Origin of the sequence: Natronorubrum daqingense (assembly GCF_001971705.1) — an archaeon.
GTDB classification, from domain to species: Archaea; Halobacteriota; Halobacteria; order Halobacteriales; family Natrialbaceae; genus Natronorubrum; species Natronorubrum daqingense.
The window spans coordinates 109306-127925 of sequence record NZ_CP019327.1 but is presented as its reverse complement, the minus strand read 5'-3'; the positions used below and the strand labels follow the sequence as shown (position 1 = coordinate 127925).

The 18620-nt window shown below is 63.1% G+C and carries 23 protein-coding genes; 14 read left to right on the top strand and 9 right to left on the bottom strand.

Annotated features, from left to right (window positions below; genetic code table 11):
- Positions 1–49: 49 nt before the first annotated feature.
- The 4 genes from BB347_RS00635 to BB347_RS00620 form a co-directional block, all read right to left on the bottom strand.
- Positions 50–2377 (bottom strand): type B DNA-directed DNA polymerase, encoded by a 2328-nt coding sequence (locus BB347_RS00635; protein WP_076579486.1) that lies wholly within the window; start codon positions 2375–2377, stop codon positions 50–52.
- Positions 2374–2757, bottom strand: a complete 384-nt coding sequence (locus tag BB347_RS19510; RefSeq protein WP_076579489.1) for a hypothetical protein — start codon at positions 2755–2757, stop codon at positions 2374–2376. The genes BB347_RS00635 and BB347_RS19510 overlap by 4 nt, the downstream gene beginning before the upstream one ends.
- Positions 2757–3494, bottom strand: coding sequence for a hypothetical protein (locus tag BB347_RS00625; RefSeq protein WP_076579491.1), 738 nt, complete (start codon positions 3492–3494; stop codon positions 2757–2759). Before BB347_RS00625 ends, BB347_RS19510 begins: the two co-directional genes overlap by 1 nt.
- Positions 3495–3759: 265 nt before the next feature.
- On the bottom strand, positions 3760–4776 hold the full coding sequence (locus tag BB347_RS00620; protein ID WP_076580200.1) for a Cdc6/Cdc18 family protein: 1017 nt from the start codon (positions 4774–4776) through the stop codon (positions 3760–3762).
- A gap of 165 nt (positions 4777–4941) precedes the next feature.
- On the opposite strand from BB347_RS00620, the gene BB347_RS00615 reads away from it, so the two are divergent.
- The 10 genes from BB347_RS00615 to BB347_RS00565 all read left to right on the top strand — a co-directional run bounded on the left by BB347_RS00615 (position 4942) and on the right by BB347_RS00565 (position 10755).
- The gene (locus tag BB347_RS00615; RefSeq protein ID WP_076579493.1) at positions 4942–5277 is read left to right on the top strand and encodes a DUF7344 domain-containing protein; all 336 of its coding nucleotides are present in this window, start codon (positions 4942–4944) and stop codon (positions 5275–5277) included.
- Between the two features lie 1380 nt (positions 5278–6657).
- Positions 6658–7044: a hypothetical protein gene (locus tag BB347_RS00605; RefSeq protein ID WP_076579498.1), complete on the top strand. Its 387-nt coding sequence runs from the start codon at positions 6658–6660 to the stop codon at positions 7042–7044.
- A 112-nt stretch (positions 7045–7156) separates the two neighbouring features.
- Complete coding sequence (locus BB347_RS00600) at positions 7157–7498, top strand: hypothetical protein (protein ID WP_076579501.1); 342 nt, start codon at positions 7157–7159, stop codon at positions 7496–7498.
- 94 nt (positions 7499–7592) lie between these two features.
- Positions 7593–7883, top strand: a complete 291-nt coding sequence (locus tag BB347_RS00595) for a ubiquitin-like small modifier protein 1 (protein WP_076579503.1) — start codon at positions 7593–7595, stop codon at positions 7881–7883.
- Between the two features lie 85 nt (positions 7884–7968).
- Positions 7969–8166, top strand: coding sequence for a hypothetical protein (locus BB347_RS00590; RefSeq protein ID WP_076579505.1), 198 nt, complete (start codon positions 7969–7971; stop codon positions 8164–8166).
- A 95-nt stretch (positions 8167–8261) separates the two neighbouring features.
- Positions 8262–9050: an AzlC family ABC transporter permease gene (locus tag BB347_RS00585; protein ID WP_076579507.1), complete on the top strand. Its 789-nt coding sequence runs from the start codon at positions 8262–8264 to the stop codon at positions 9048–9050.
- Between the two features lie 58 nt (positions 9051–9108).
- Entirely contained in the window at positions 9109–9459 is a 351-nt protein-coding gene (locus BB347_RS19505) for an AzlD family protein (protein ID WP_076580202.1), read from the top strand.
- 85 nt (positions 9460–9544) lie between these two features.
- Positions 9545–9817: a hypothetical protein gene (locus BB347_RS00575; RefSeq protein WP_076579509.1), complete on the top strand. Its 273-nt coding sequence runs from the start codon at positions 9545–9547 to the stop codon at positions 9815–9817.
- Complete coding sequence (locus BB347_RS00570) at positions 9818–10225, top strand: hypothetical protein (RefSeq protein WP_076579511.1); 408 nt, start codon at positions 9818–9820, stop codon at positions 10223–10225.
- Positions 10226–10305: 80 nt separating this feature from the next.
- Positions 10306–10755 carry a pyridoxamine 5'-phosphate oxidase family protein gene (locus BB347_RS00565; protein ID WP_076579513.1) on the top strand — a complete coding sequence of 150 codons (450 nt, stop codon included), beginning with the start codon at positions 10306–10308 and terminating at the stop codon, positions 10753–10755.
- On the opposite strand, the gene BB347_RS00560 is transcribed toward BB347_RS00565, so the two are convergent.
- Both BB347_RS00560 and BB347_RS00555 read right to left on the bottom strand, forming a co-directional pair.
- Complete coding sequence (locus BB347_RS00560; protein ID WP_076579515.1) at positions 10752–10913, bottom strand: DUF7560 family zinc ribbon protein; 162 nt, start codon at positions 10911–10913, stop codon at positions 10752–10754. The two genes, BB347_RS00565 and BB347_RS00560, sit on opposite strands and share 4 nt — an antisense overlap.
- 137 nt (positions 10914–11050) lie before the next feature.
- Positions 11051–11713, bottom strand: a complete 663-nt coding sequence (locus BB347_RS00555) for a helix-turn-helix domain-containing protein (protein WP_076579517.1) — start codon at positions 11711–11713, stop codon at positions 11051–11053.
- 220 nt (positions 11714–11933) lie between these two features.
- On the opposite strand from BB347_RS00555, the gene BB347_RS00550 reads away from it, so the two are divergent.
- On the top strand, positions 11934–12323 hold the full coding sequence (locus BB347_RS00550) for an ArsR/SmtB family transcription factor (RefSeq protein ID WP_076579519.1): 390 nt from the start codon (positions 11934–11936) through the stop codon (positions 12321–12323).
- Between the two features lie 98 nt (positions 12324–12421).
- Here the strand turns inward: BB347_RS00550 and BB347_RS00545 are convergent, their stop codons facing one another.
- Positions 12422–14389, bottom strand: a complete 1968-nt coding sequence (locus BB347_RS00545) for an aldehyde ferredoxin oxidoreductase family protein (RefSeq protein WP_076579521.1) — start codon at positions 14387–14389, stop codon at positions 12422–12424.
- Between the two features lie 248 nt (positions 14390–14637).
- Positions 14638–14853, bottom strand: coding sequence for a DUF1328 family protein (locus tag BB347_RS00540; RefSeq protein ID WP_076579523.1), 216 nt, complete (start codon positions 14851–14853; stop codon positions 14638–14640).
- 157 nt (positions 14854–15010) lie between these two features.
- Here BB347_RS00540 and BB347_RS00535 point away from each other — a divergent pair, with 157 nt between their 5' ends.
- Both BB347_RS00535 and BB347_RS00530 read left to right on the top strand, forming a co-directional pair.
- The gene (locus BB347_RS00535) at positions 15011–15199 is read left to right on the top strand and encodes an HVO_0649 family zinc finger protein (RefSeq protein WP_076579525.1); all 189 of its coding nucleotides are present in this window, start codon (positions 15011–15013) and stop codon (positions 15197–15199) included.
- 233 nt (positions 15200–15432) lie between these two features.
- A complete protein-coding gene (locus tag BB347_RS00530; RefSeq protein WP_076579527.1) occupies positions 15433–16662 on the top strand; it encodes a M20 family metallo-hydrolase in 1230 nt (409 codons plus the stop codon).
- 55 nt (positions 16663–16717) lie between these two features.
- Here BB347_RS00530 and BB347_RS00525 read toward each other — a convergent pair whose 3' ends face one another.
- Positions 16718–17224: an Lrp/AsnC family transcriptional regulator gene (locus tag BB347_RS00525; RefSeq protein WP_076579529.1), complete on the bottom strand. Its 507-nt coding sequence runs from the start codon at positions 17222–17224 to the stop codon at positions 16718–16720.
- Positions 17225–17433: 209 nt separating this feature from the next.
- Between BB347_RS00525 and BB347_RS00520 the strand changes: the two genes are divergently transcribed.
- Positions 17434–18552 (top strand): archaeosine biosynthesis radical SAM protein RaSEA, encoded by a 1119-nt coding sequence (locus tag BB347_RS00520; protein WP_076579531.1) that lies wholly within the window; start codon positions 17434–17436, stop codon positions 18550–18552.
- Positions 18553–18620 lie beyond the last annotated feature (68 nt).

Here is an 18620-nt window from a genome sequence, read left to right as displayed (position 1 = left end):
CACAGCCATAATACAGTTTCATCTGCGGAACAGACGATGAGATGGTCAGCTACTCGAGGAATGATGAGAGCCGCGTCACTGTCACACCAGAAACGTGCCGACGGATCCGCGTTCGATCCCACCCGAGCGGTGACAACACACTCTCACAGGCCTCGACAAGTTTGCCTTCGTAGAACTCGAGATCGTACTCGTCGATCGATTCGACCGGAATGCGAACGCGATCTACAGTTCGCGCCTCGTCGTCGACTACGACGTATCGGACCGACTGACCGGGGTGGCGCTCGATTCCGTGACGCTCGTATCGCTCGAGCGCCCCCACGGTTCGGGTCCGCTGACGATACGCCGAGCGCGGCTTCGAGACGCGGGTCGTGATCTCGAGGTCGCCGGGGTCGACGTCGCCGCGTCGAAGCATCCCTAATCGACGGGAGAGGACGTCACAGACGGCAACTGGGTCCCGCTCGCGGTCGAGCGCCTCGACGAACGCGCGCTGACTCTCGGCGACGAACGTCGGCGTGCTCCGCTGGCGCACCTCGATGCCGCGAAACTTGTACGACCCCGACTCGCGCTTGCCGAAGTATCTGGTGAGCGCGCCCGCCGTACCGGACGAGCGTGACGTCTCGGCGTCGCCCGTCGTCCCACCCCGATCCGTCGCCGCCTCTCGGCTACGAACCGACTCGCGCAACGGGACGAAACAGACCCACTCGTAGCTGCCGTCGCGTTCGAGCGGAATACCGACCGCGGCCGACACGTCAGCGATCACCGACTCGAGTGGCTCCGGGTCGACCCCCTCTCGCGGCGTCACCCAGAGGCTGTCGACGATACCGTGAACGATCCGCCAGCCGCCGTCCTCGAGTCGACGCTTGGCCGTCAAGGCGACGTCGCGAGCGTAGGCGTTGATAGCCTCGTGGCACTCGATTCGGCCGTACTTGGCGTTTCGATAGCCCTGATAACCGAAACAGGAGACGAGCACCCACTTGATCGCCCCCGATTCGGCTCGAAGGCGACTCGCCGTCGCCTCCGGCGGATCGTCCGCGAGTCGGCGTTTTCTGTCGGCTCGATCCGCGAGCAAGGGCTCGAGAACCGACGGGAGAAACGGCGTCTCGGCCGGGCCGCCCGAACAGAGTTCGTACCCGAGATCAGGAACGCGGCGAGTGTCCGCCGCAGTGTCGTCCGACTCGTGGGCGCAGCCGACCGTTTCCGGACTGATGCCGTACTCGCAGATGATTCGGGGGTACAGCGAGGCGAAGTCGATCTCGTGAACGCGCTCGTGAAAGCCCACGTCGGGGGCGAACGTGAACCCGCCGCGGTCGGCCGCGTGGAGCGTGCGAACGTCGGAAAATCGCTCCGGCTCCCACTTGTTCTGTGGCGCGAGGACGTCCCACTCGCGGCGAGCGAGTCGGATCTGCCTCGAGGTCAACAGCGTCCCGATGCTCCCCCAGGCGGCCTCCTGAAGCGGGCGACCCGTCCGCTCGACCATGTACTCGAGGCCGGCCAGCCCCGACTGCTGCCAGAGGAAGCTGTTCGAGGTGTCGACGATCGCCCGCCCCGGTACTCGATAGCGCGCGGGCGAGTGACCCACCCGCCCGTAGCTCTCGTACGTGTTCGATCCGGCGAGTCTCGTCCACCCCGGCAGCCGCCCCAGCGCGAACGACTCGAGGCCGACCTCGGCGGCCCGCCGGGAGAGCAACGGCACCAACTCGGCGTGGCTGACGACGAGCACGTCAGGGTCGTCGCGCTCGAGTCGCCACTGGAGGTTCTCGAGCGTCGCTCGCGCGTCGTCTGGCACATTACCGACCGTTCGCGCACCGTCTGACCCACGACCAACCGCTTGCACGTCGTCTGCGTCACGATCACGATCGGGCCTCCGCTCATCCTCGAGGACGGACTCACCCTCGAGTCGAATCGCGGTGACGTCGCCGTCGGCCAGCGCGGCGTCGTCGATTTCGATGCGCAGGACGCGCAGGTCCCGGCTCGGCGTCGGATCGATCCCGCGGTCGAGACAGTACCGAAAGCCCGGCTCGAGGTCCACGTCGTACAGCCGAAACGTGCCCGGCGCGTGCGTCTCGCGCTCGTGGACGCCCCGGATCTCGCGGGCGAGTTGGCGAACGTCACTGACGCGCTCGAGGTCGACGCGCAACAGCCGGCTTCGCTCGCCGACGTGGACCTCGTGGAGGTCCCTCGCCCAGCGTTCGACGCTCAGATCGTCCACCTTCGGGTCCGACTCGAGGCGCGAACGGAGGTCCGCGAGCGCGTCGTCGGGTCCCGAGACGAACACCGACGGCGCGTACTCCTCGACGAGCGTCGGCTCCGCCCCCGTCTCGGTGAGCGTCCACTCGCGAACCGAATCGTCCGCGAACTCGAACGTGTAGGGACTCATCCGGGGCCCTCGCGCGTCGCGTCCGATTTGTCCTCGGGCGTCGCGTCCGGTTCGTCGTTCGAATCGGAAATCCGATCCACTGACTTTGAATCGGGCACCTGTCCCTCCGACTCCGAATCGGAAACCCGACCCTCCACCTCCTCGAGTTCGCCTCGCAGCCGGCGAATCTCGACCTCGTGGGCGAGCAACAGCGAGAGCACGAACGCGCGTTCTGGATCCATCGGATTCGCGTAACCCGCCGCGTCGGCGAACGTGCGACCCCGATCGAACAACCGGTCGAAATCCGCCTGGTACTCCCGGCGCAGTGCCCGTCGCATCGGCGACCACTCGGACTCGAGCGCCCGCAGCGAGTCGCGGTAGGTCGGGTTCGTTCGCCCCATCAGGGCGTCACCTCGAGGAGGCCGCGGTCGTGGGCGTCGACGACGGAGCGAACCTCGCCGACAGCGCCGTAGCACTCGACCCAGTAGGGAATCGTCGTCTGCCAGTACTCCTCGTGCCAGTAACCCGCCGTCTCGTCGATGGTGAGACCCTCGCCCGCACCGCCGGTCGCGTCGCTTTTCCCATCCGAGTGCGCGGCCTCGAGTCGGATTCCATCGCGGGTGCGCACGCACTCGATTCTCGTCGCCGCGTACGCCGCAATCGTGTCGGCGTGTTCGTCGACCGCGCTCGTCACCAGCACGGGGCACTCGAGGACTCGCCCCAGTTCGGCGAGCGTTTCGAGGGACGCGGCGAGGAGATCCTCGCGCTCCCACTCGGACAGGTCCGCGTCGTGATAGAGGCTGGCGACGTTCGGCGCGACGAGCAGTTCCGTACTCGCGTCGACGTGACGGGTGACCTCTCGAACTAGCGAGTGGTGCTGGTAGGCGGTGAACGCCCGCGCGATCTGCAGGGGCTCGAGGTGGTGCGGACTCGCGGCGCACTCCGAGAGGAGTTGCGGTGCGGCCGCATTTCGCGCGTCGATCCAGTACGCCGTCGCGTTCCCCCTCTTCCCACCGGTGCCAGATCCGGCCATTTCGGCCAGCCTCGCACAGGCGAGTCGGTGCCCGATCGTCGACCGCGGCGACGGCACCTCGAGGAGCGTTACTCCAGTGCCGAACTCGAATGCGTGTGTTCGCATAGCAGAATTCTCGCGCCAGTTCCGCATAAGCGTCGGAACACCGTTTCCGAAATTCCGAAACCACCCGAATGAGAGAAATTGGCCTGTAGAGCGTCGAACGCGTCGAATTCGAACCTGCCGAATCGCGTTCCGAAACTCGAGTGTCGGGGACAGACGCGCGACCCGGACCTCCTTACAAGAGCCGCGACTCGAGACGCGTGCGAACGCGCTACGGACACGTACGACCTCCTTCGAATCGGAAAATCCAGCGAACCCGCCGCTACTCTCAGTCGACCGCGCCGTCGTCGACGGCCCGGTACGTCCGCCCGCGGCGCTCCCCGACGGCTTCGATCAGGTCGTAGTGGACCATCTTCGTCAGATAGTTTCGTAGCGTCCGGTTCGTCTTTGGATCGTCGACTCGACGTTCGTACTCGTCGTACAGGTCGCCGGGTTCGATCTCGTCCGCTTCGGCGACGATATCGTAGAGCACTCGCTGGTGTTCGATCAACCCCTCGACGGTCTTCCGTCGGATCGCCGTCCGCGCGTCCGGAATCGCTGCCTCGAGAACGGAGTCGGTCACGCGCTCGTGACCCTGCTGAGATGCTCGTCTGGCGGCCGAGCGAAGGATGCCGATCCCCACGCGGGCGTCTCCGGACGCAGCGTCGGCGATGGTCCGTCGCTGGGCATCCGTGATGACACCCGGCTCGAGGGCGTTGTCGGCCCGCTCGGCGAGGATCGCGGCGAGTTCGTCGGTTCCGTAGCGATCGAATCTGACCCGCGTTCCCGCCCGCAGTCGCGAGCGCACCCGATCGTCGAAACTCGCGAACAACTCCTCCTCGCGGTTGGCGATCAGGACGAGCGAGACGTGTCCCAACCGGTGGAGGTCGTAGAGGGCGGCCGTCTCCTCGAGTTGGTCGACTTCGTCTAAGATGACGACGATCGGACTGTCGTTCGTCTCTCGGAGCCGCCCGAACAGTTCGTCTTTCGGCGTCGATCGGTGGATGTCGACCGTTCGACCGACCGACTCGAGGATGCCGTAGAGCACTCGAAATCGGGTGTACTCTTGCCAGCAGTTGACGTAGGCGACCGAGACCGCAGGTTCCTGTTCGCACAGCTGTGCGAGGGTGTATCGAGCGATGCAGGTCTTTCCGACGCCCGTCGGACCGAAGCAAAACGCGGGATCTGCTCGGTGTCCGTCCAGTATCGGCTCGAGGGACTCCGAAAGGAGGTTCACCTCGTCGTGGCGATGAACCACCTCGCTGGGGACGAAATCCTCGCGCAGGACGCGGTCGTCGACGATCACGGTATCTGATTTGTCGTCGACCTTTGTAAGCGATAGCGTCTCGGTTCCGATTCTTCCGAAACCGCGATCACCGACTCGCCCGTACACCGATGGACGCCGGTCCTGGCAGGTATACTTATATATTAGTCGACCATTTGTTTGTGTATCGTTCACAGGGATCACACAATGGACGATGCCCAACCACTGCAGTCCACGACCGTAGACGAACTGCTGACAGTGCTGGCCAATCACCGCTGTCGCAGAATCCTGTGGTACTTCCGTGAATCGTCGACGACAGTCGCCTCGGTTGACGACCTCGTTCGCGCACTCAGTGATTACACGAGCGAAGACGAATCGCAGTTAGTCGTTCAGTTGCACCACTCGGCACTCCCACGACTCGACGAACTGGGGGTCCTCGAGTACGATTCACGCAGCCGAACCGTTCGGTACTGGGGGAATTCGGCCGTCGAATCGATGATGGACGCGATCGCAGCGACCATCCCACAGGCTGTGGAAGCGTAAGCAGCGGACGCAAGCGGGTTACACTACTGGCCGGTACGACGAATACTATTTTCAGCGGTGTCGGCCGTCGAGTGCACGTCTGTCGAAGATGGTGTCGTCACCGCAGTAACTTGGCTGTTGAGCAATTCGCTCGTCGGCGCGACAGGACTCGAGTGGCGTAACGACCTCTATTCGATATCGCCCTATGTGGTTTATTCGCCTGTTGTATCGTGTTCGAGGCGCTCGAGGGGCAATTTGAAACGCGATCGAAAGCGGCGACCGGAGGCGACCGCGACTCGAGGGTGGAGCGTGATGGCGGATCGGTCGCGAACGAACTGATCAAAATCCGAACTCGCCGCGCTTCGAGTGGACGACTCGATGGCGTCGGGATCACCTCGAGTCTCCGAAGCCAGTGTCGCTGAGAGATTGCTCCGTCGAGCGCCTTTTCAGCGCGAACGAGAGACGATCAGCCGACCGACGACCGGAACGTCCCGATTCGAGTTGGTCGAAATGACGGGTCGACCCACTCGAACGTCGATAGAGCGTCCCAGTTTGCACTCCTCAATCGAAATGACAGAACACGAATAGAATGAGTCTGGAGATGGTCTCAACGGACGTGCGTGAGAGGCCACTCGAATTGCTGGTGAAGACGTGCTGGACCGCAACTGAGGGTTCCCACGAGAGTCAGCGAATACCGAACTGAAGGCTCGAACCCAGGAGTCGAGCGTCGATACGCCACCCCTCCGCCGACGGTCGCGTTCTCGGAAACGATTGGCAGCCAAAATTCGCCACGCAGAAAGGAGAACACCGCTGCAGAGTGTTACCCGTTCAGAGGGGACGTCGTCGATGGTATCGATTCGATGACGCGGGCCCGTAGGCGACGGAGCTGGCAGAATTGTGTGGGTGTGCTTCGAGAGCGATAGCTCCGAGGCGACAATCGAACGAGGGACAGCGAAGTCGGAGAGACGGTGATCGGTCGAGGTGCACTGCCGTAGAAAAGCTCCGCTCGTTCGCCGGTCGACCGTGCGGAGCCATTTCGTGTTGAGGTGGCAGCGGTGAGTGCGAACGAGCCACCGAATCGATCGAGGTTCGACCCGACTCGAAACCACCATCCGGAAGGGGTGAACCACCACTCGGAACGACCCGATTGACCAGTAGATGGCGTTCGCGCTTACTCGAGCGGTCGTGACGGACGGCCAGCCCGAGAATTTGTGGAAAGAGCGGACGCTACCGATAGTGGTCCGAGGGAACTGGCGGAGAACGAGGCTATTGAGAGCGGTACCGACGGAAGATAAACCACATGTCGCGCTATCAAATGGGAAGAGGAACGACGGAACGCGTCGAACGGAGCATCCGGCTCGTCGTCCGTAGTTTCTTGCCAGACGGCGTCCTACAGCCGATATGGACGAACTCTCACTCGGCGTGCCAAAGCCGGTACTCGAGCGACTACCGGCCGACGACGATCACGTCGCGTCGGATATGCAGACGGCCGTTGCAGACTGGGAGCAACGGTTGAACCGGGCGATTGCGGACGCCGAAGACGACCGCGAGGCGGCGAGTCGGGTTCTCGAGGCGATCGATCGATTCGAGGAGCGATACGAACGATACGACGACCTCGTTCCGGAGTTACGGGCGTGGGGCCAGTCGCCGATTTACGCGATTTCGTGGCGAACGCTCTACGCGGACGTGATCGCGCAGTTGCACGCACACGACGATCTGGGCGAACACCTCGAGCGCGAGCGAAACGCGCGGTTGGTCGAGGACGGTATTCGACTGCAGGATCTCTAGCGGCCGTGGTCGAGTCAGTCTGCCCGCAGAAGAGCGGCGATTTCGTGGGAAGCGATCGAGAGAATCTGAGAACGAAGCCAGCGTTCACGAGCGCGGAGCGCGTACGGGACGTATGGAGGTTACAGTGTCCCGAACCGGACGGTGTCGGTGGACGCTCCACAGCGGCAGCGAGACCACGGCGCGAGAAGACGCACGCGAGGAACTCGCGGCGGGCCTCGAGGAAGACGAGCACGTCGTCGACTGGAAGGTCGAGAACGCCGAGGTGGACGAACACCCGACAGCGCCCTTCGAGCCCTACACGATCGCGTTCGCCGTCTCGGTGACCGTCGAACTCGACGTCGGCGACCGCGAGGAGGCCGCCGAGATCGGTGTCGACACGATCCACGACGTGCTCGAGCGAGCGGGGGTCGACGGGGTGACGTACACGGCCGAACCGACGGTGTCCTCGACCTGAGTAGTTCCGTGGGTGGCCATCGCAGCCGTCGTCGTCGAGTGTGTGCTGGTCGGCGGCCACCCGAACTTATGCTCTCGAGCAACAACCGTGTGGTATGGAACTCGAGTTGCGCTTTTTCGCGACCTTCCGCGAGGCTGTTGGGCAAAAAGAGAAACAGGAGACGTTCGACGACGGTATGGCCGTCGGGGACGTGCTCTCGACTCTCGAGGGCGAGTACGAAGGACTCGACGGGCAGTTACTCGACGAGGACGGTGAGCGACGCTCGATCCGGCCACAACTGAGCGTCTTGAAGAACGGCCGCGACGTGACGCACATGGACGGGCCGGAGACGCCACTCGAGGACGGCGACCGACTGTCGGTGTTCCCGCCGGTGGCGGGTGGGTAACGCTGCGAGAGGAGTTGAGTTGTCGTATTATCCACCAGTTGTAGCGGAAAAATTATGATCGAATAGCGAATAGTCGATCGAGTAAATGGTCCTCGACCTACTCGTCGACGTCGTCTCGAACGTTCACGATCGACCCGAACACCGGACGCGATTCGAACAGGCGTGTGTCTTTCTCGGGCTCACGGGCGTGCTGGCCGGTATCGTCGTATTTCTCGTCAGTCAACGGTGGTACGGGCCACTCCTCGCGCTCGTCGCCGCGGTTCTCTTGGTGTACGGGCGGTAGCTCTCGAGCGACGAGAACGGACGAATCGCCCTCCCGCGATCCGACGGCGGGCTGGTTCCGAGAACGATTTAGTTGCGCGCACGTCATCTCCGCTAGTGAGTGCGAACGACAACGACCCGGGTGACTCTCTCTCGAGCGTCTCGAGTGACCACGCGGTCGACGGCGAGCCGACGGATCCGGTGAAAACGCCATCGGACGACGACGTGACATTCCGGTGGGACGGAATCCGCGCGGGAATCCTCACCGGCACGCCGATCGCGATCGGCGTCGGCGGCTACGGAATCGCGTTCGGCGTCCTCGCGAATCAGGCCGGCTTGAGCGTCGCGGAAGCCGCGTTGATGAGTGCGACGGTGTTAGCCGGCGCATCCCAGATTATCGCCGTCGAACTCTGGGCGGACCCGATTCCGATCGCGGCAATCGTCGCGACGACGTTCGCGGTCAACCTGCGCTACTCGTTGATGGGGGCGGCGTTACAGCCCTGGTTTCGCCACCTCTCGCCGACGCAAATCTACGGCAGTCTGCTCGTGATGGCCGACGAGAACTGGGCGCTGACGATGCGTGAACTCAAGTCCGGAAGCGGCCGCGGCGCGTTCTTGCTCGGGAGTGGCATCGTCCTCTGGCTGTTCTGGGTTGGCTCGACCGTCCTCGGGGTCTTCGCCGGCGAGTCGGTCGGCGAACCCGAACGCTACGGCTTCGATTTCGTCCTCGCGGCGGTCTTCGTCGCGCTCGCAGCAGAGCTCTGGGAGGGGAAATCCTCGCTCGTTCCGTGGCTCGTCGCGCTCGCAACGAGCATCATCGCCGCGAACGTGTTACCGGGCCGGTGGTACATCCTCATCGGCGGATTAGCTGCCGCCGCCCTCGAGGTGATCCGCCATGATCGCTGAGACCAGTTCGTTCGTCCGGACGGGAACGATACCGGAAGCAGCGGGCCCGGCGCAGACGGTGAGCACAGCGGGAGCCACACCGCTCGAGTCCGTCGTCCCGAGCGCACTCTCGCTCGATCCGCTCGTCGTCGGCGTGATTCTGGCGATGACGATCGTCACGGTGATCGCGAAGGTCGGGGGCATCTGGTTCATCCGCAAAATCGAGGTGAGCGAGCGCCTCGAGGCCGGACTCACCGTCTTGCCCGGTGCGGTCGTGATCGCCGTGCTCGGGCCGGAACTCGCGGCCGGCGGGCCAGCAGAGTGGGGCGCGGCGGGGGTCGTCCTGGTGGTGATGTGGAAAACCGAGAGTATCCTGCTGGCGCTGTGTGCGGGCGTCCTCGGCGTCGTCGCGTTCAGAGCCGTCCTCTGATCGACGACGGTGGTGGGACAGCGTGAAACGGAGACATCGCGAGGCAGCGGGCGGATTTATCGGGATAGCCGCCGAACGCAGGTGTATGACAACGCGCGTCGAGCGATCGTTTCGGGGCATCTCCGAGCGACTCGCGATCCGGTATCTGGGAAATCTCGGTGGCGAACAAGTCGCCGACGATACCGTCGAGGGACCGGAGTGGACGGCCACGGTTTCCTCGGAGACGGTCGGTATCGGGCCCTCGCTGACGCTGACCGAAGTGACAGTTGTCTTCGAAGCGACGAGCGAGGGAGACGCTGACGACCTCGAGTCGCTCGTCGACCGATTTGCGCAGAAAGCGATGCGAGCGGGTGGGTGAATGCCTGGAGAACCGATCGAGGGGCAGGTACTCTTGCTCGCGGCTGCCAAGGCGAGCATCCCCCCGGAGCGACTGCCGACGCTCGTCGATCAGGTTCAAGCCACGCTGGGACCGGCACTCGAGCGATACCGTCGGTCGTACGAACGCTGTTACGCGAGCGATGAACGCGAGGTGTTTTTGGTCGACTCAGACCACTGGACGGACATCGGTGCAGAACTCGAGTTCGGCGATCGAGAGCTCTCGGCGGTACGACGCGCACACGAGGAGCAATTCGGACGAATTGGCCGTCGGAGCGACCGCGAGGCGGAGTTCGAGACCACACTCGAGATTCGTGCGCCGGTCTGTATCGCGACTGGTGACCCGTCGGAGCCGTCGGAGTCGTCGTCGTCCTCAGATTCGACAGCGTAGCGTCTCACGGGGGTCGAACGCAACCGGACGCCGATGGCAACTATAAAGAGCGTGTTCTTCCATCGTCCCACACTGAGACGATGGCTATCGACCAGGAAACCGAGATGTCCGACGCGGCGGTTGACGACTTCCTTGGCCGCCACGAAACGGGTGTCCTCTCACTCGCGCGGACCGACGATCCGTACGCGATCCCCATCTCCTACGGCTACGACGAGGAGGATCGTGCCTTCTATCTGCGGTTGGTGTCGACGCCGAACAGCGAGAAACGGGAGTACCTCGAGTCCTCCCCGAGTGCGCGACTCGTCGTCTACGACGAGCACGGCTCGACCTATCGAAGCATCATCGCCACGGGGTCACTCGAGAACGTTCCGCCGTCGGCGTTGACGCCCGAACAGATCGCCCAGTACGGAGAGGCGAAGCGCCCGCTGTTCGAAATTTGGGCGCAGTCGAAGGCCGACCTCGACATCGAACTGTACCGACTCGAGCCGGACTCGCTGAACGGCCGACGGACGGACGTCGAGCGAGATTAATCGCGAGAAGGGGACTGTGACCGCGTGGCGTCGAAGGCTTCCTGCGTCACGTCAGCGCCGCAAACTGGACAGCCGTGCGTCAGCGTGGCTTCTCGCATCGAGTCGTTGACCTCGATTACTTGCGTGCAGTCGGGACAGGTGAATTCGAATCTACTCATGAGCGAGGCGGGTGTCCGAGTTATCGTGACGCGTGTCTCTGTTCACAACTGTGCGGTCGGTATATATAGGGCTGCGGTTCACCACCGAATGCCAGTAGCTCCCGAAGCGTTCTTGATCCCTGATTCGTGAGCGAGAGTCACTCGTCGTAGGCGAGAATTGCATCGAGGAGTTTCGTCTGGGCTGCTGCGAGGTGTTCGGTGAACGTGGTGCTGGTGATGTCGAGCGCCGCGGCGACCTCGCCGGCGTTCGCCCGTTTCGGGTGCTCGAAGTAGCCCATTCGGTGGGCCGTCTCGAGGACCTCGAGTTGGCGCGTCGTCAACGTGTTTCGGTCGACGTAGACGAGGTGCTGTTCGGTCCGACCTTGCTGGGTTTGGAGGAGTCGTTGCACGTCGAGGTTCGAGCAGTGAGTTTTGAGGTCGCCGATGATCGCCTGCAGTGCGCTCATATCTGCGGCGTGAAACGTGAGGTACAGCGCACTCCCCCGTGCGCGGACGTCGACGACGGGCGAGTCGTGTCGTTCGATCCACCCGCAGGGGCACTCCCGATCGAGCGCACGCGTGAATCGGTAGACGTCGCTCGAGCCGTAGGAGAAAATCGACGAGAGATCGACGTCGGTGTCGACCGAGTCGACGTCAGTTTCGCTCTCGAGCATGAACTCCTCGGTGACGCGCTCGGGCGCGTCGGGGTTCGCACTCTTCGAGACGGAGGTGACGGACCCGTCGGTGGAACCGGCGACCGTCGTGACGACACAGCCGTCCGGATCGTCGATCTTCACTTCGGCACGGATTCCCGACGCCATCGAGTAGTGGTGGGAAGGCGACCCTCCTAAACGCTGTGCCCGGCGCCGGAGATCGATGGCGCTCGCTCGTATCGCGAGGCGGATCGGGCGGTCGCTACAGACGTCGACGGCCCCTCAGCGTCAGTAGTCCCCGATTCGAGACCAGATAGGCGACCCCATATAAAACACCCTGTATTTAGTGGGAGACGACTCGTGGTGGCCCACTTCGTACGATGAGATAATGACGACCCCGACGATCACCACGACGGAGCGAGACGGGAGTGCACTTGAGGACGAAATCGACGCCGAAACGGTACTCGAGGTGCTCAGCGACGACGCGTGCCGGGCGATTCTCGAGGCGACGAGCGCGAAGTCGCTCACCGCAACGGAACTTTCCGAGCGGTGTGAAATTCCGGCCTCGACGGCGTACCGTAAAGTCGAGCAACTGGCCGAGGCGGGGCTCCTCGAGTCGTACGTTCGGATTAACACCTCGGGGAAGCACGCGACGGAGTACCGAACCTGTTTCGACGACGTGCAGGTGTCGGTCGGCGGCGGCACCATCGACCTCGAAGTGACTGAACCGACGGCGAACGCTGATTCCGAACCGTCGTTCACCGTCGCCGACGACTGAGACGCGGTCGCTACTCGAGAATATTATCAGGTGGCGGACTAGGTTCATATCGACCAGTTCGAAGAATCAAAAACGGAGACGGTCGGAAGCGAGCGGCTTCAGTCGTCGGCCGGTGCCGCAGAATCGCCCGCCGAAACACCAGTTCCGGGCCCGAGGTCGATGCCGAGTTCCTCGAGTTTCTCGTCCGGGACGACGCCGTCGACCCAGCCGCGGTGGTCGTAGTACTCTTCTTTCATCTCCTCGAGTTCGCAGTACTCGCCCTCGCTCGCGCCCTGGCCCCGGATGCCGTCCTCGAGGAAGCGCTCGGGCAACGAGTCGTCGCTGCCGTCGAAACCGGCGAGGTTGTTGTAGTACCGTTCGAGGTTGTAGATCCGTTCGCCGGCCTCGAGAAGGTCGTCCTCGCTCACGTCCAGGCCGGTCATGCCGTTGTACTGGAGGACGTACTCCTCGATGCCTTCGGCGAAAGCGTTGAACTTGCAGATGTCGAAGCTGTCTGAGATGGCGTGAAGGTCCTGGAAGGCCGCCGTGAGTTCGCCCTTCCCCTCGTACTCGTAGGGGTCGACCTTCTCCGGGATGCCGAGAATCTCGGCTGCGGGGGTGTACCCGCGCAGGTGACAGGCTCCGCGGTTCGAGGTGGCGTAGCCGATACCCATCCCCTTCAGGGCTCGCGGGTCGTACGCCGCGATGGTCTGGCCCTTGACCGCCAGCGAGTTGTCGTGGGCGTCTTTCGCCTCGGCGACCCGGCGTGGCCCTTCTGCGAGGAGGTCCGCGAGGTCACCCTCGCGGCGGGCAATTTGTTCGATCATGTCGATCATCGTCTCGTAATCGCCCCACTCGAGGCCAGCGTGGGACTCAGTCTCACGAGCGGACGGGCTCTGCCCGTCGGTACCGATGTCCTCGAGTTTGTCCTGTTCAGTCATCTCCATCGCCATGGCCATCATGTTGCCCGCCTCGATGGTATCCAGGCCCATGTCGTTACAGCGGTCGATCATGAGGGCGACGGCGTCGCGGTCCGTGTGTCCGGAGTTCGGCCCGAGCGCGTAGGCGGATTCGTACTCGTAGGACTCCGTGCGGACGTTCATCTCCTCGCCTTTGTGCATCGCGGTGACTTCGACTTCCTTCTTGCAGGCGACGGGACAGGAGTGACAGGTCGGTTCGTCGACGAGGATGTTCTCGCGGACGTTCTCGCCGGAGACGCGTTCGGCGTCGATATCGACACCTTCGGCGTCGCGCATAGCTTCGGTCGAGGTGTATTGGGCGTTTTTCGTCGGGAGGCCGTCCATTTCCTCGCCGACGTTCATCAGGACGTTCGTGCCGTACATCGAGAGTCCGCCCTCGTTGGGTGCCGTGACTTCGGACTCCGTGATCGCCTGCATGGCCTGCTGGTGGCCTTCCTTGAACGTCTCCGGGTCCGCAGGCTGGGGCATCTTCGTGGTGGACTTGACGACGACGGCTTTGAGGTTCTTCGAGCCCATGACACAGCCCGTTCCGCCCCGACCGGAGGCCCGATCGTCCTCGTTCATGATGCAGGCGTACTTCACCTCGTTCTCGCCGCCGGGGCCGATCCCCATGATACTCAGGTTCTTGCCGTAGGAGCCCTTGACTTCCGCCTCGAGTGCGTCGCGAGTCTCGTGGAACCCACTTCCCCACACGTCCGAGGCGTCCCGGAGTTCGACCTCGCCGTCCTCGACGACGGCGTACACGGGCTCGTCGGCTTCGCCTTCGAAGAGTAAGCCGTCGAAGCCGGCCCACTTGAGTCGCGCGCCGGACCAGCCGCCGTGGTGGCTGTCGGTGACGGTACCGGTCAGTGGCGACTTCGTACAGACGGCGATTCGACCGCTCATGGTCACCTGCGTGCCCGACAACGGGCCGTTCATGAACGCGAGCAGGTTGTCCGGCCCGAGCGGGTCGACGTCGACGCCCTGTTCGAAGACGTACTTGACCCCCAGCCCTCGCGCCCCGATATACTGTTTCGCGTCGTCCTCGTCGATCGATTCGTAGGCGACCGAGCCATCCGAGAGGTCGACGCGGGCGACCCTGTCTTGGAATCCGCCGAGTTCAGTCATGGTAACGTCTCACCGTTCACTTCGTCGCCTATCCTGTTAGGTATTCCCACTCATTAGTAACCAACGTTGGTTACCTGATAGCCGTTGCCGGGTTCGAGTGGCGAGCGGCGTTTCTAAAACGCTATGTCGTTCGAAGCGATGGCAAACGACCGCAAATGCTGCCAATACGTAACTGATGTTGGTCTCGACGGCGCGCGAACGACGGAAGATTTCGAGCGACGATCGCTCGAGTCGTCACTCGACGCACGCTACAACAGTAATGCGACGACCGCGAGGATGATGAAGACCAGGACGAAGATCCGGGCGATCTCCATCGAAATGCCGGCGACGCCACGAGCGCCGACCGCGGCGGCGACGACCGCGAGCACGAAGAAGATCAGCGCCCAGTACAGGAAGTCGCCGCCGCCGACTTGCAGCGCGACGTCGGTTACGTGCAGTGGGATCGTCGGTGCGATCTCGAGCATAGTCGTCGCTACCACGACGGGGATGATAAACGCCGGCGACCGTCCACGATGCTACGCTCGGATTACAGGCCAGTATGGCGCGCATTCAGGGGAACGTGTCAGTCACTGTTACCGGACGACCCTAACTGTTATACCCTGCCACGCTATATGGTAGCACATGTCTACGTACCGCTCCCCATTCGAGCAACTTCGAGCAAAGTTCGACGAATCGGACCCGCAGTGTTCGGCGTGCGGGTACGTCGACGACGACGGGAGTTGGCGAGTGACGACCACCGGAAGTCGCGTGCGGTACCAGTTCGTCTGTCCGACTTGCGATGCGATCGATACGCGCGAGATGCGACTGTAATGCGAGCACCGAGTGGTGACCAACGGACGGGGCGGGTATACCAGCCATCGACCCGCCGTCGCTGATTACTTCGTGAAAACGTTCGGTAGCCACAGGCTCGCCTCCAGCACCTCGAGAACACGCGGAACGCACAACAGACGCATCATCGGACAGGAACACATCACTTCACAGTAAATTCACAACAGAAGACTAATCGAGTCAGTATTTTACGGCGAACGCTCTCACTCGAGGGTATGATCGAACTCGATCGTGACAGGTTCGTCGACCTGCTGAACGAGCAGTCGGCGATCGGCGAGACGGCTGACGGCGGGTTGCACAGATTAGCGCTCTCAGCGGACGACCGAGCCGCTCGAGACTGGTTTCGCGAGCACCTCGAAGACGCTGGACTCGAGGTCCGCGTCGACGAGTTCGGAAACACGTTCGGCCGACGCGCAGGGACGGACCCGGACGCTTCCCCCGTGTTGCTCGGTTCGCACCTCGATTCACAGCCAAACGGCGGGATCTACGACGGCGCGCTCGGCGTCGTCGCGGCACTCGAGTTCGTCCTGACGTTGAACGACCGAGACGTCGAGACCACGCACCCGATCGAGGTCGTCAACTGGACGAACGAGGAGGGTTCGCGCTTTCAGCCGGCGATGCAGGGCAGCGGCGTCTGGGCCGGTGCCCACGACCTCGAGACGGAGTACGAGAAAACCGACGCCGACGGCGCGACCTTCCGCGAGGAACTCGAGCGCATCGGCTACCGAGGCGACGTCCCGGCGGAGCCCCGGGAAGCGTACGAGGCGTACCTCGAGTTACACGTCGAGCAGGGGCCGAAACTCGAGGCGGCGGGTTCGGACGTCGGCGTCGTAACCGGCATTGTCGGCTTCACCTGGGGAGAACTGACCTTCGTCGGCGACCCCGACCACTCGGGGCCGACGCCGATGGATCACCGAAGCGACGCGCTCGTCGCGGCCGCGGACACGATTCAGGCGGTTCGACGCATCGGGAACTCCCTCGGCGAGGAGACCGTCGGCACCGTCGGTTCGATCGACGTGAGTCCCAACTCGGTGAACATCATTCCCGGGGAAGTGACGATGACGTGGGGGTTCCGGGATCCCGACGACGCCGTCGTTCAACGCGCCTACGAAATGGTGCTGGCGGAGGCGAACGACGCCGCCTCGCGGGAAGGCGTGGAACTCGAGTCCGAGGAGACGATGCGCGCCGAGAGTGTCGATTTCGCGGATCGGTGTATCGAGGCCGTCCAGTCGGCTGCCGACGACCTCGAGTACGACAGTCTGCAGTTAGGTTCGGGTGCAGGCCACGACGCGACCCACCTCGCGTCGGTGACGGACACGGGGATGGTGTTCGCGGTCAGCGAGGACGGGAAGAGCCACTCGCCGGCGGAGTACACGAGTTGGGAGGACTGTTATGCGGCCGCGAACACGCTCGCGAACGCGGCGCTCGACCTCGCACGCGAGTAAGTTAGTCACCGAAGACGACGAGAAAGTGCCCCACGCCCGGCACGTCAGCCAAAGGTCAGGGTTCGTCGGTGGTCGCGTCGATATCGTGAGCCGCAAAGAGCGTCTCGAGGTCGTGATTCGAGAACACGTTTCCACCCGTTTTCGTGGTCGAGATCGTGTACTGGGAACTGGTCCGTTCGACTTCGTCGATCGCTTCGAACGAACTGATGAGGTCCTCGACGTGGTCCTGATCGGGAAGGTGGGAGATGACGATGAAGTCGGTATCACCCATCATGAAGTACACGTGCGAGACGCCGTCGATATCAGCGAGTTTCTCGCCAACCGTCGTGTGGTACTCCGCGTCGTATGTCGCAATTACTTCGGAGATAATCGTAATCCCGAGGCCGGCCCGATCGTTGTCGAGGTCGAAAATCTCGTTTCTGATCGTCCCGTCCTCTTTCATCTTGTCGATTCGGTAGTAGATCGTCGACTTGGGAATGTCCGTCTGCTCTTTGATGTCGTTTGGACTCACCGTCCCGTGATCGGCCATCGCCTTCAGAATGCGAACGTCAGTCTCGTCCATTAGATAAGAATGCGTCTAACGTCAACAAATAATTTCGGTATTGTGACGAGTTATATATAAATACGATGTCTATAGTCGAATGTGTCTGACGTTCGATGCGGTAACTCGAGCCTCGAGCGGTGGTATAACACACCTCCTCGAGCCGCCGCGTGCGAGTAACCGACGCGCCAACGAAGGCGCTTTAGGCGCCGAGCCGTTTTGTCTCTCCAATGAGTCAACCCACGCCCGAGGTCTACGAGCAGGGCAAGGGCATGGACGCCCACAATCAAGCGATGCGAGAGATCCGCTCGCGCAAGGAGGCGAGTTACGACCCCCACGAGCCGACCCGCGTCTGGCTCGACGAGGACAACACCCCCGACGGTGTCAAGCAGAGTCTAACGATCATCCTCAACACCGGTGGCTGTCGCTGGGCCCGCGCCGGCGGCTGTACGATGTGTGGCTACGTCGCCGAGAGCGTCGACGGCGGCAGCGTCTCCCACGACGCCCTCATGGACCAGATCGACGTCTGCCTCGCACACGAGACAGAACACGGCGACGAGCCGGCGGACCTGATCAAGATTTACACCTCCGGATCGTTCCTCGACGAACGCGAGGTCGGCGCAGAGACCCGCCGCGCCATCGGCGAGACGTTCGCCGACCGCGAGCGGATCGTCCTCGAATCCCTGCCGGATTTCGTCGACCGCGAGAAGATCGGCGACTTCACCCGCCACGGTATCGACACAGACATCGCGATCGGTCTCGAGACGGCCACGGACCGCGTGCGCCACGACTGCGTGAACAAGTACTTCGACTTCGCGGATTTCGAAGACGCCTGCGCAGAGGCCGTCGCGGCCGACGAGGCTGCGGGTGACGCCGAAGCTGATGCCAGTGGCCCAGCAGCCGGCATCAAAGCCTACCTCCTGATGAAGCCGCCGTTCCTCACGGAATCCGAAGCCGTCGAAGACATGATCTCCTCCATCGAACGCTGCGCCGACGTCGAGGGCTGTCACACCGTCTCGATGAACCCGTGTAACGTCCAGCGCTACACGATGGTCGACGAACTCTACTTCAACGACGGCTACCGTCCGCCGTGGCTCTGGTCGGTCACCCACGTACTCGAGGAAACGGCCGATATCGACGCCATCGTCGTCTCGGACCCGGTCGGTCACGGTTCCGACCGCGGCCCGCACAACTGCCAGGAGTGTGACGACCTCGTCCAGAAGGCGATCAAGGACTTCGGCCTCCGACAGGACCCGACGGTGTTCGAGCAGGTCTCCTGTGAGTGTGAGGCGACGTGGGAGGTCGTCATGGAACGCGAACGGAGCTTCAACCAGCCACTGACGCGGTAACGAAGCGGGGGTGGTCGACGGAGTAGGCGGTACCACAGCCGGCTATTTCGACATGCAAGTAGCGAAAC

What these genes read in the sequence shown, in the direction of transcription:
- BB347_RS00635 (WP_076579486.1), bottom strand. Translation starts at nt 2,377, where the DNA reads ATGAGTCCCTACACGTTCGAGTTCGCGGACGATTCGGTTCGCGAGTGG.
- BB347_RS19510 (WP_076579489.1), bottom strand. Translation starts at nt 2,757, where the DNA reads ATGGGGCGAACGAACCCGACCTACCGCGACTCGCTGCGGGCGCTCGAG.
- BB347_RS00625 (WP_076579491.1), bottom strand. Translation starts at nt 3,494, where the DNA reads ATGCGAACACACGCATTCGAGTTCGGCACTGGAGTAACGCTCCTCGAG.
- BB347_RS00615 (WP_076579493.1), top strand. Translation starts at nt 4,942, where the DNA reads ATGGACGATGCCCAACCACTGCAGTCCACGACCGTAGACGAACTGCTG.
- BB347_RS00605 (WP_076579498.1), top strand. Translation starts at nt 6,658, where the DNA reads ATGGACGAACTCTCACTCGGCGTGCCAAAGCCGGTACTCGAGCGACTA.
- BB347_RS00600 (WP_076579501.1), top strand. Translation starts at nt 7,157, where the DNA reads ATGGAGGTTACAGTGTCCCGAACCGGACGGTGTCGGTGGACGCTCCAC.
- BB347_RS00595 (WP_076579503.1), top strand. Translation starts at nt 7,593, where the DNA reads ATGGAACTCGAGTTGCGCTTTTTCGCGACCTTCCGCGAGGCTGTTGGG.
- BB347_RS00590 (WP_076579505.1), top strand. Translation starts at nt 7,969, where the DNA reads ATGGTCCTCGACCTACTCGTCGACGTCGTCTCGAACGTTCACGATCGA.
- BB347_RS00575 (WP_076579509.1), top strand. Translation starts at nt 9,545, where the DNA reads ATGACAACGCGCGTCGAGCGATCGTTTCGGGGCATCTCCGAGCGACTC.
- BB347_RS00570 (WP_076579511.1), top strand. Translation starts at nt 9,818, where the DNA reads ATGCCTGGAGAACCGATCGAGGGGCAGGTACTCTTGCTCGCGGCTGCC.
- BB347_RS00565 (WP_076579513.1), top strand. Translation starts at nt 10,306, where the DNA reads ATGGCTATCGACCAGGAAACCGAGATGTCCGACGCGGCGGTTGACGAC.
- BB347_RS00560 (WP_076579515.1), bottom strand. Translation starts at nt 10,913, where the DNA reads ATGAGTAGATTCGAATTCACCTGTCCCGACTGCACGCAAGTAATCGAG.
- BB347_RS00555 (WP_076579517.1), bottom strand. Translation starts at nt 11,713, where the DNA reads ATGGCGTCGGGAATCCGTGCCGAAGTGAAGATCGACGATCCGGACGGC.
- BB347_RS00550 (WP_076579519.1), top strand. Translation starts at nt 11,934, where the DNA reads ATGACGACCCCGACGATCACCACGACGGAGCGAGACGGGAGTGCACTT.
- BB347_RS00545 (WP_076579521.1), bottom strand. Translation starts at nt 14,389, where the DNA reads ATGACTGAACTCGGCGGATTCCAAGACAGGGTCGCCCGCGTCGACCTC.
- BB347_RS00540 (WP_076579523.1), bottom strand. Translation starts at nt 14,853, where the DNA reads ATGCTCGAGATCGCACCGACGATCCCACTGCACGTAACCGACGTCGCG.
- BB347_RS00535 (WP_076579525.1), top strand. Translation starts at nt 15,011, where the DNA reads ATGTCTACGTACCGCTCCCCATTCGAGCAACTTCGAGCAAAGTTCGAC.
- BB347_RS00530 (WP_076579527.1), top strand. Translation starts at nt 15,433, where the DNA reads ATGATCGAACTCGATCGTGACAGGTTCGTCGACCTGCTGAACGAGCAG.
- BB347_RS00525 (WP_076579529.1), bottom strand. Translation starts at nt 17,224, where the DNA reads ATGGACGAGACTGACGTTCGCATTCTGAAGGCGATGGCCGATCACGGG.
- BB347_RS00520 (WP_076579531.1), top strand. Translation starts at nt 17,434, where the DNA reads ATGAGTCAACCCACGCCCGAGGTCTACGAGCAGGGCAAGGGCATGGAC.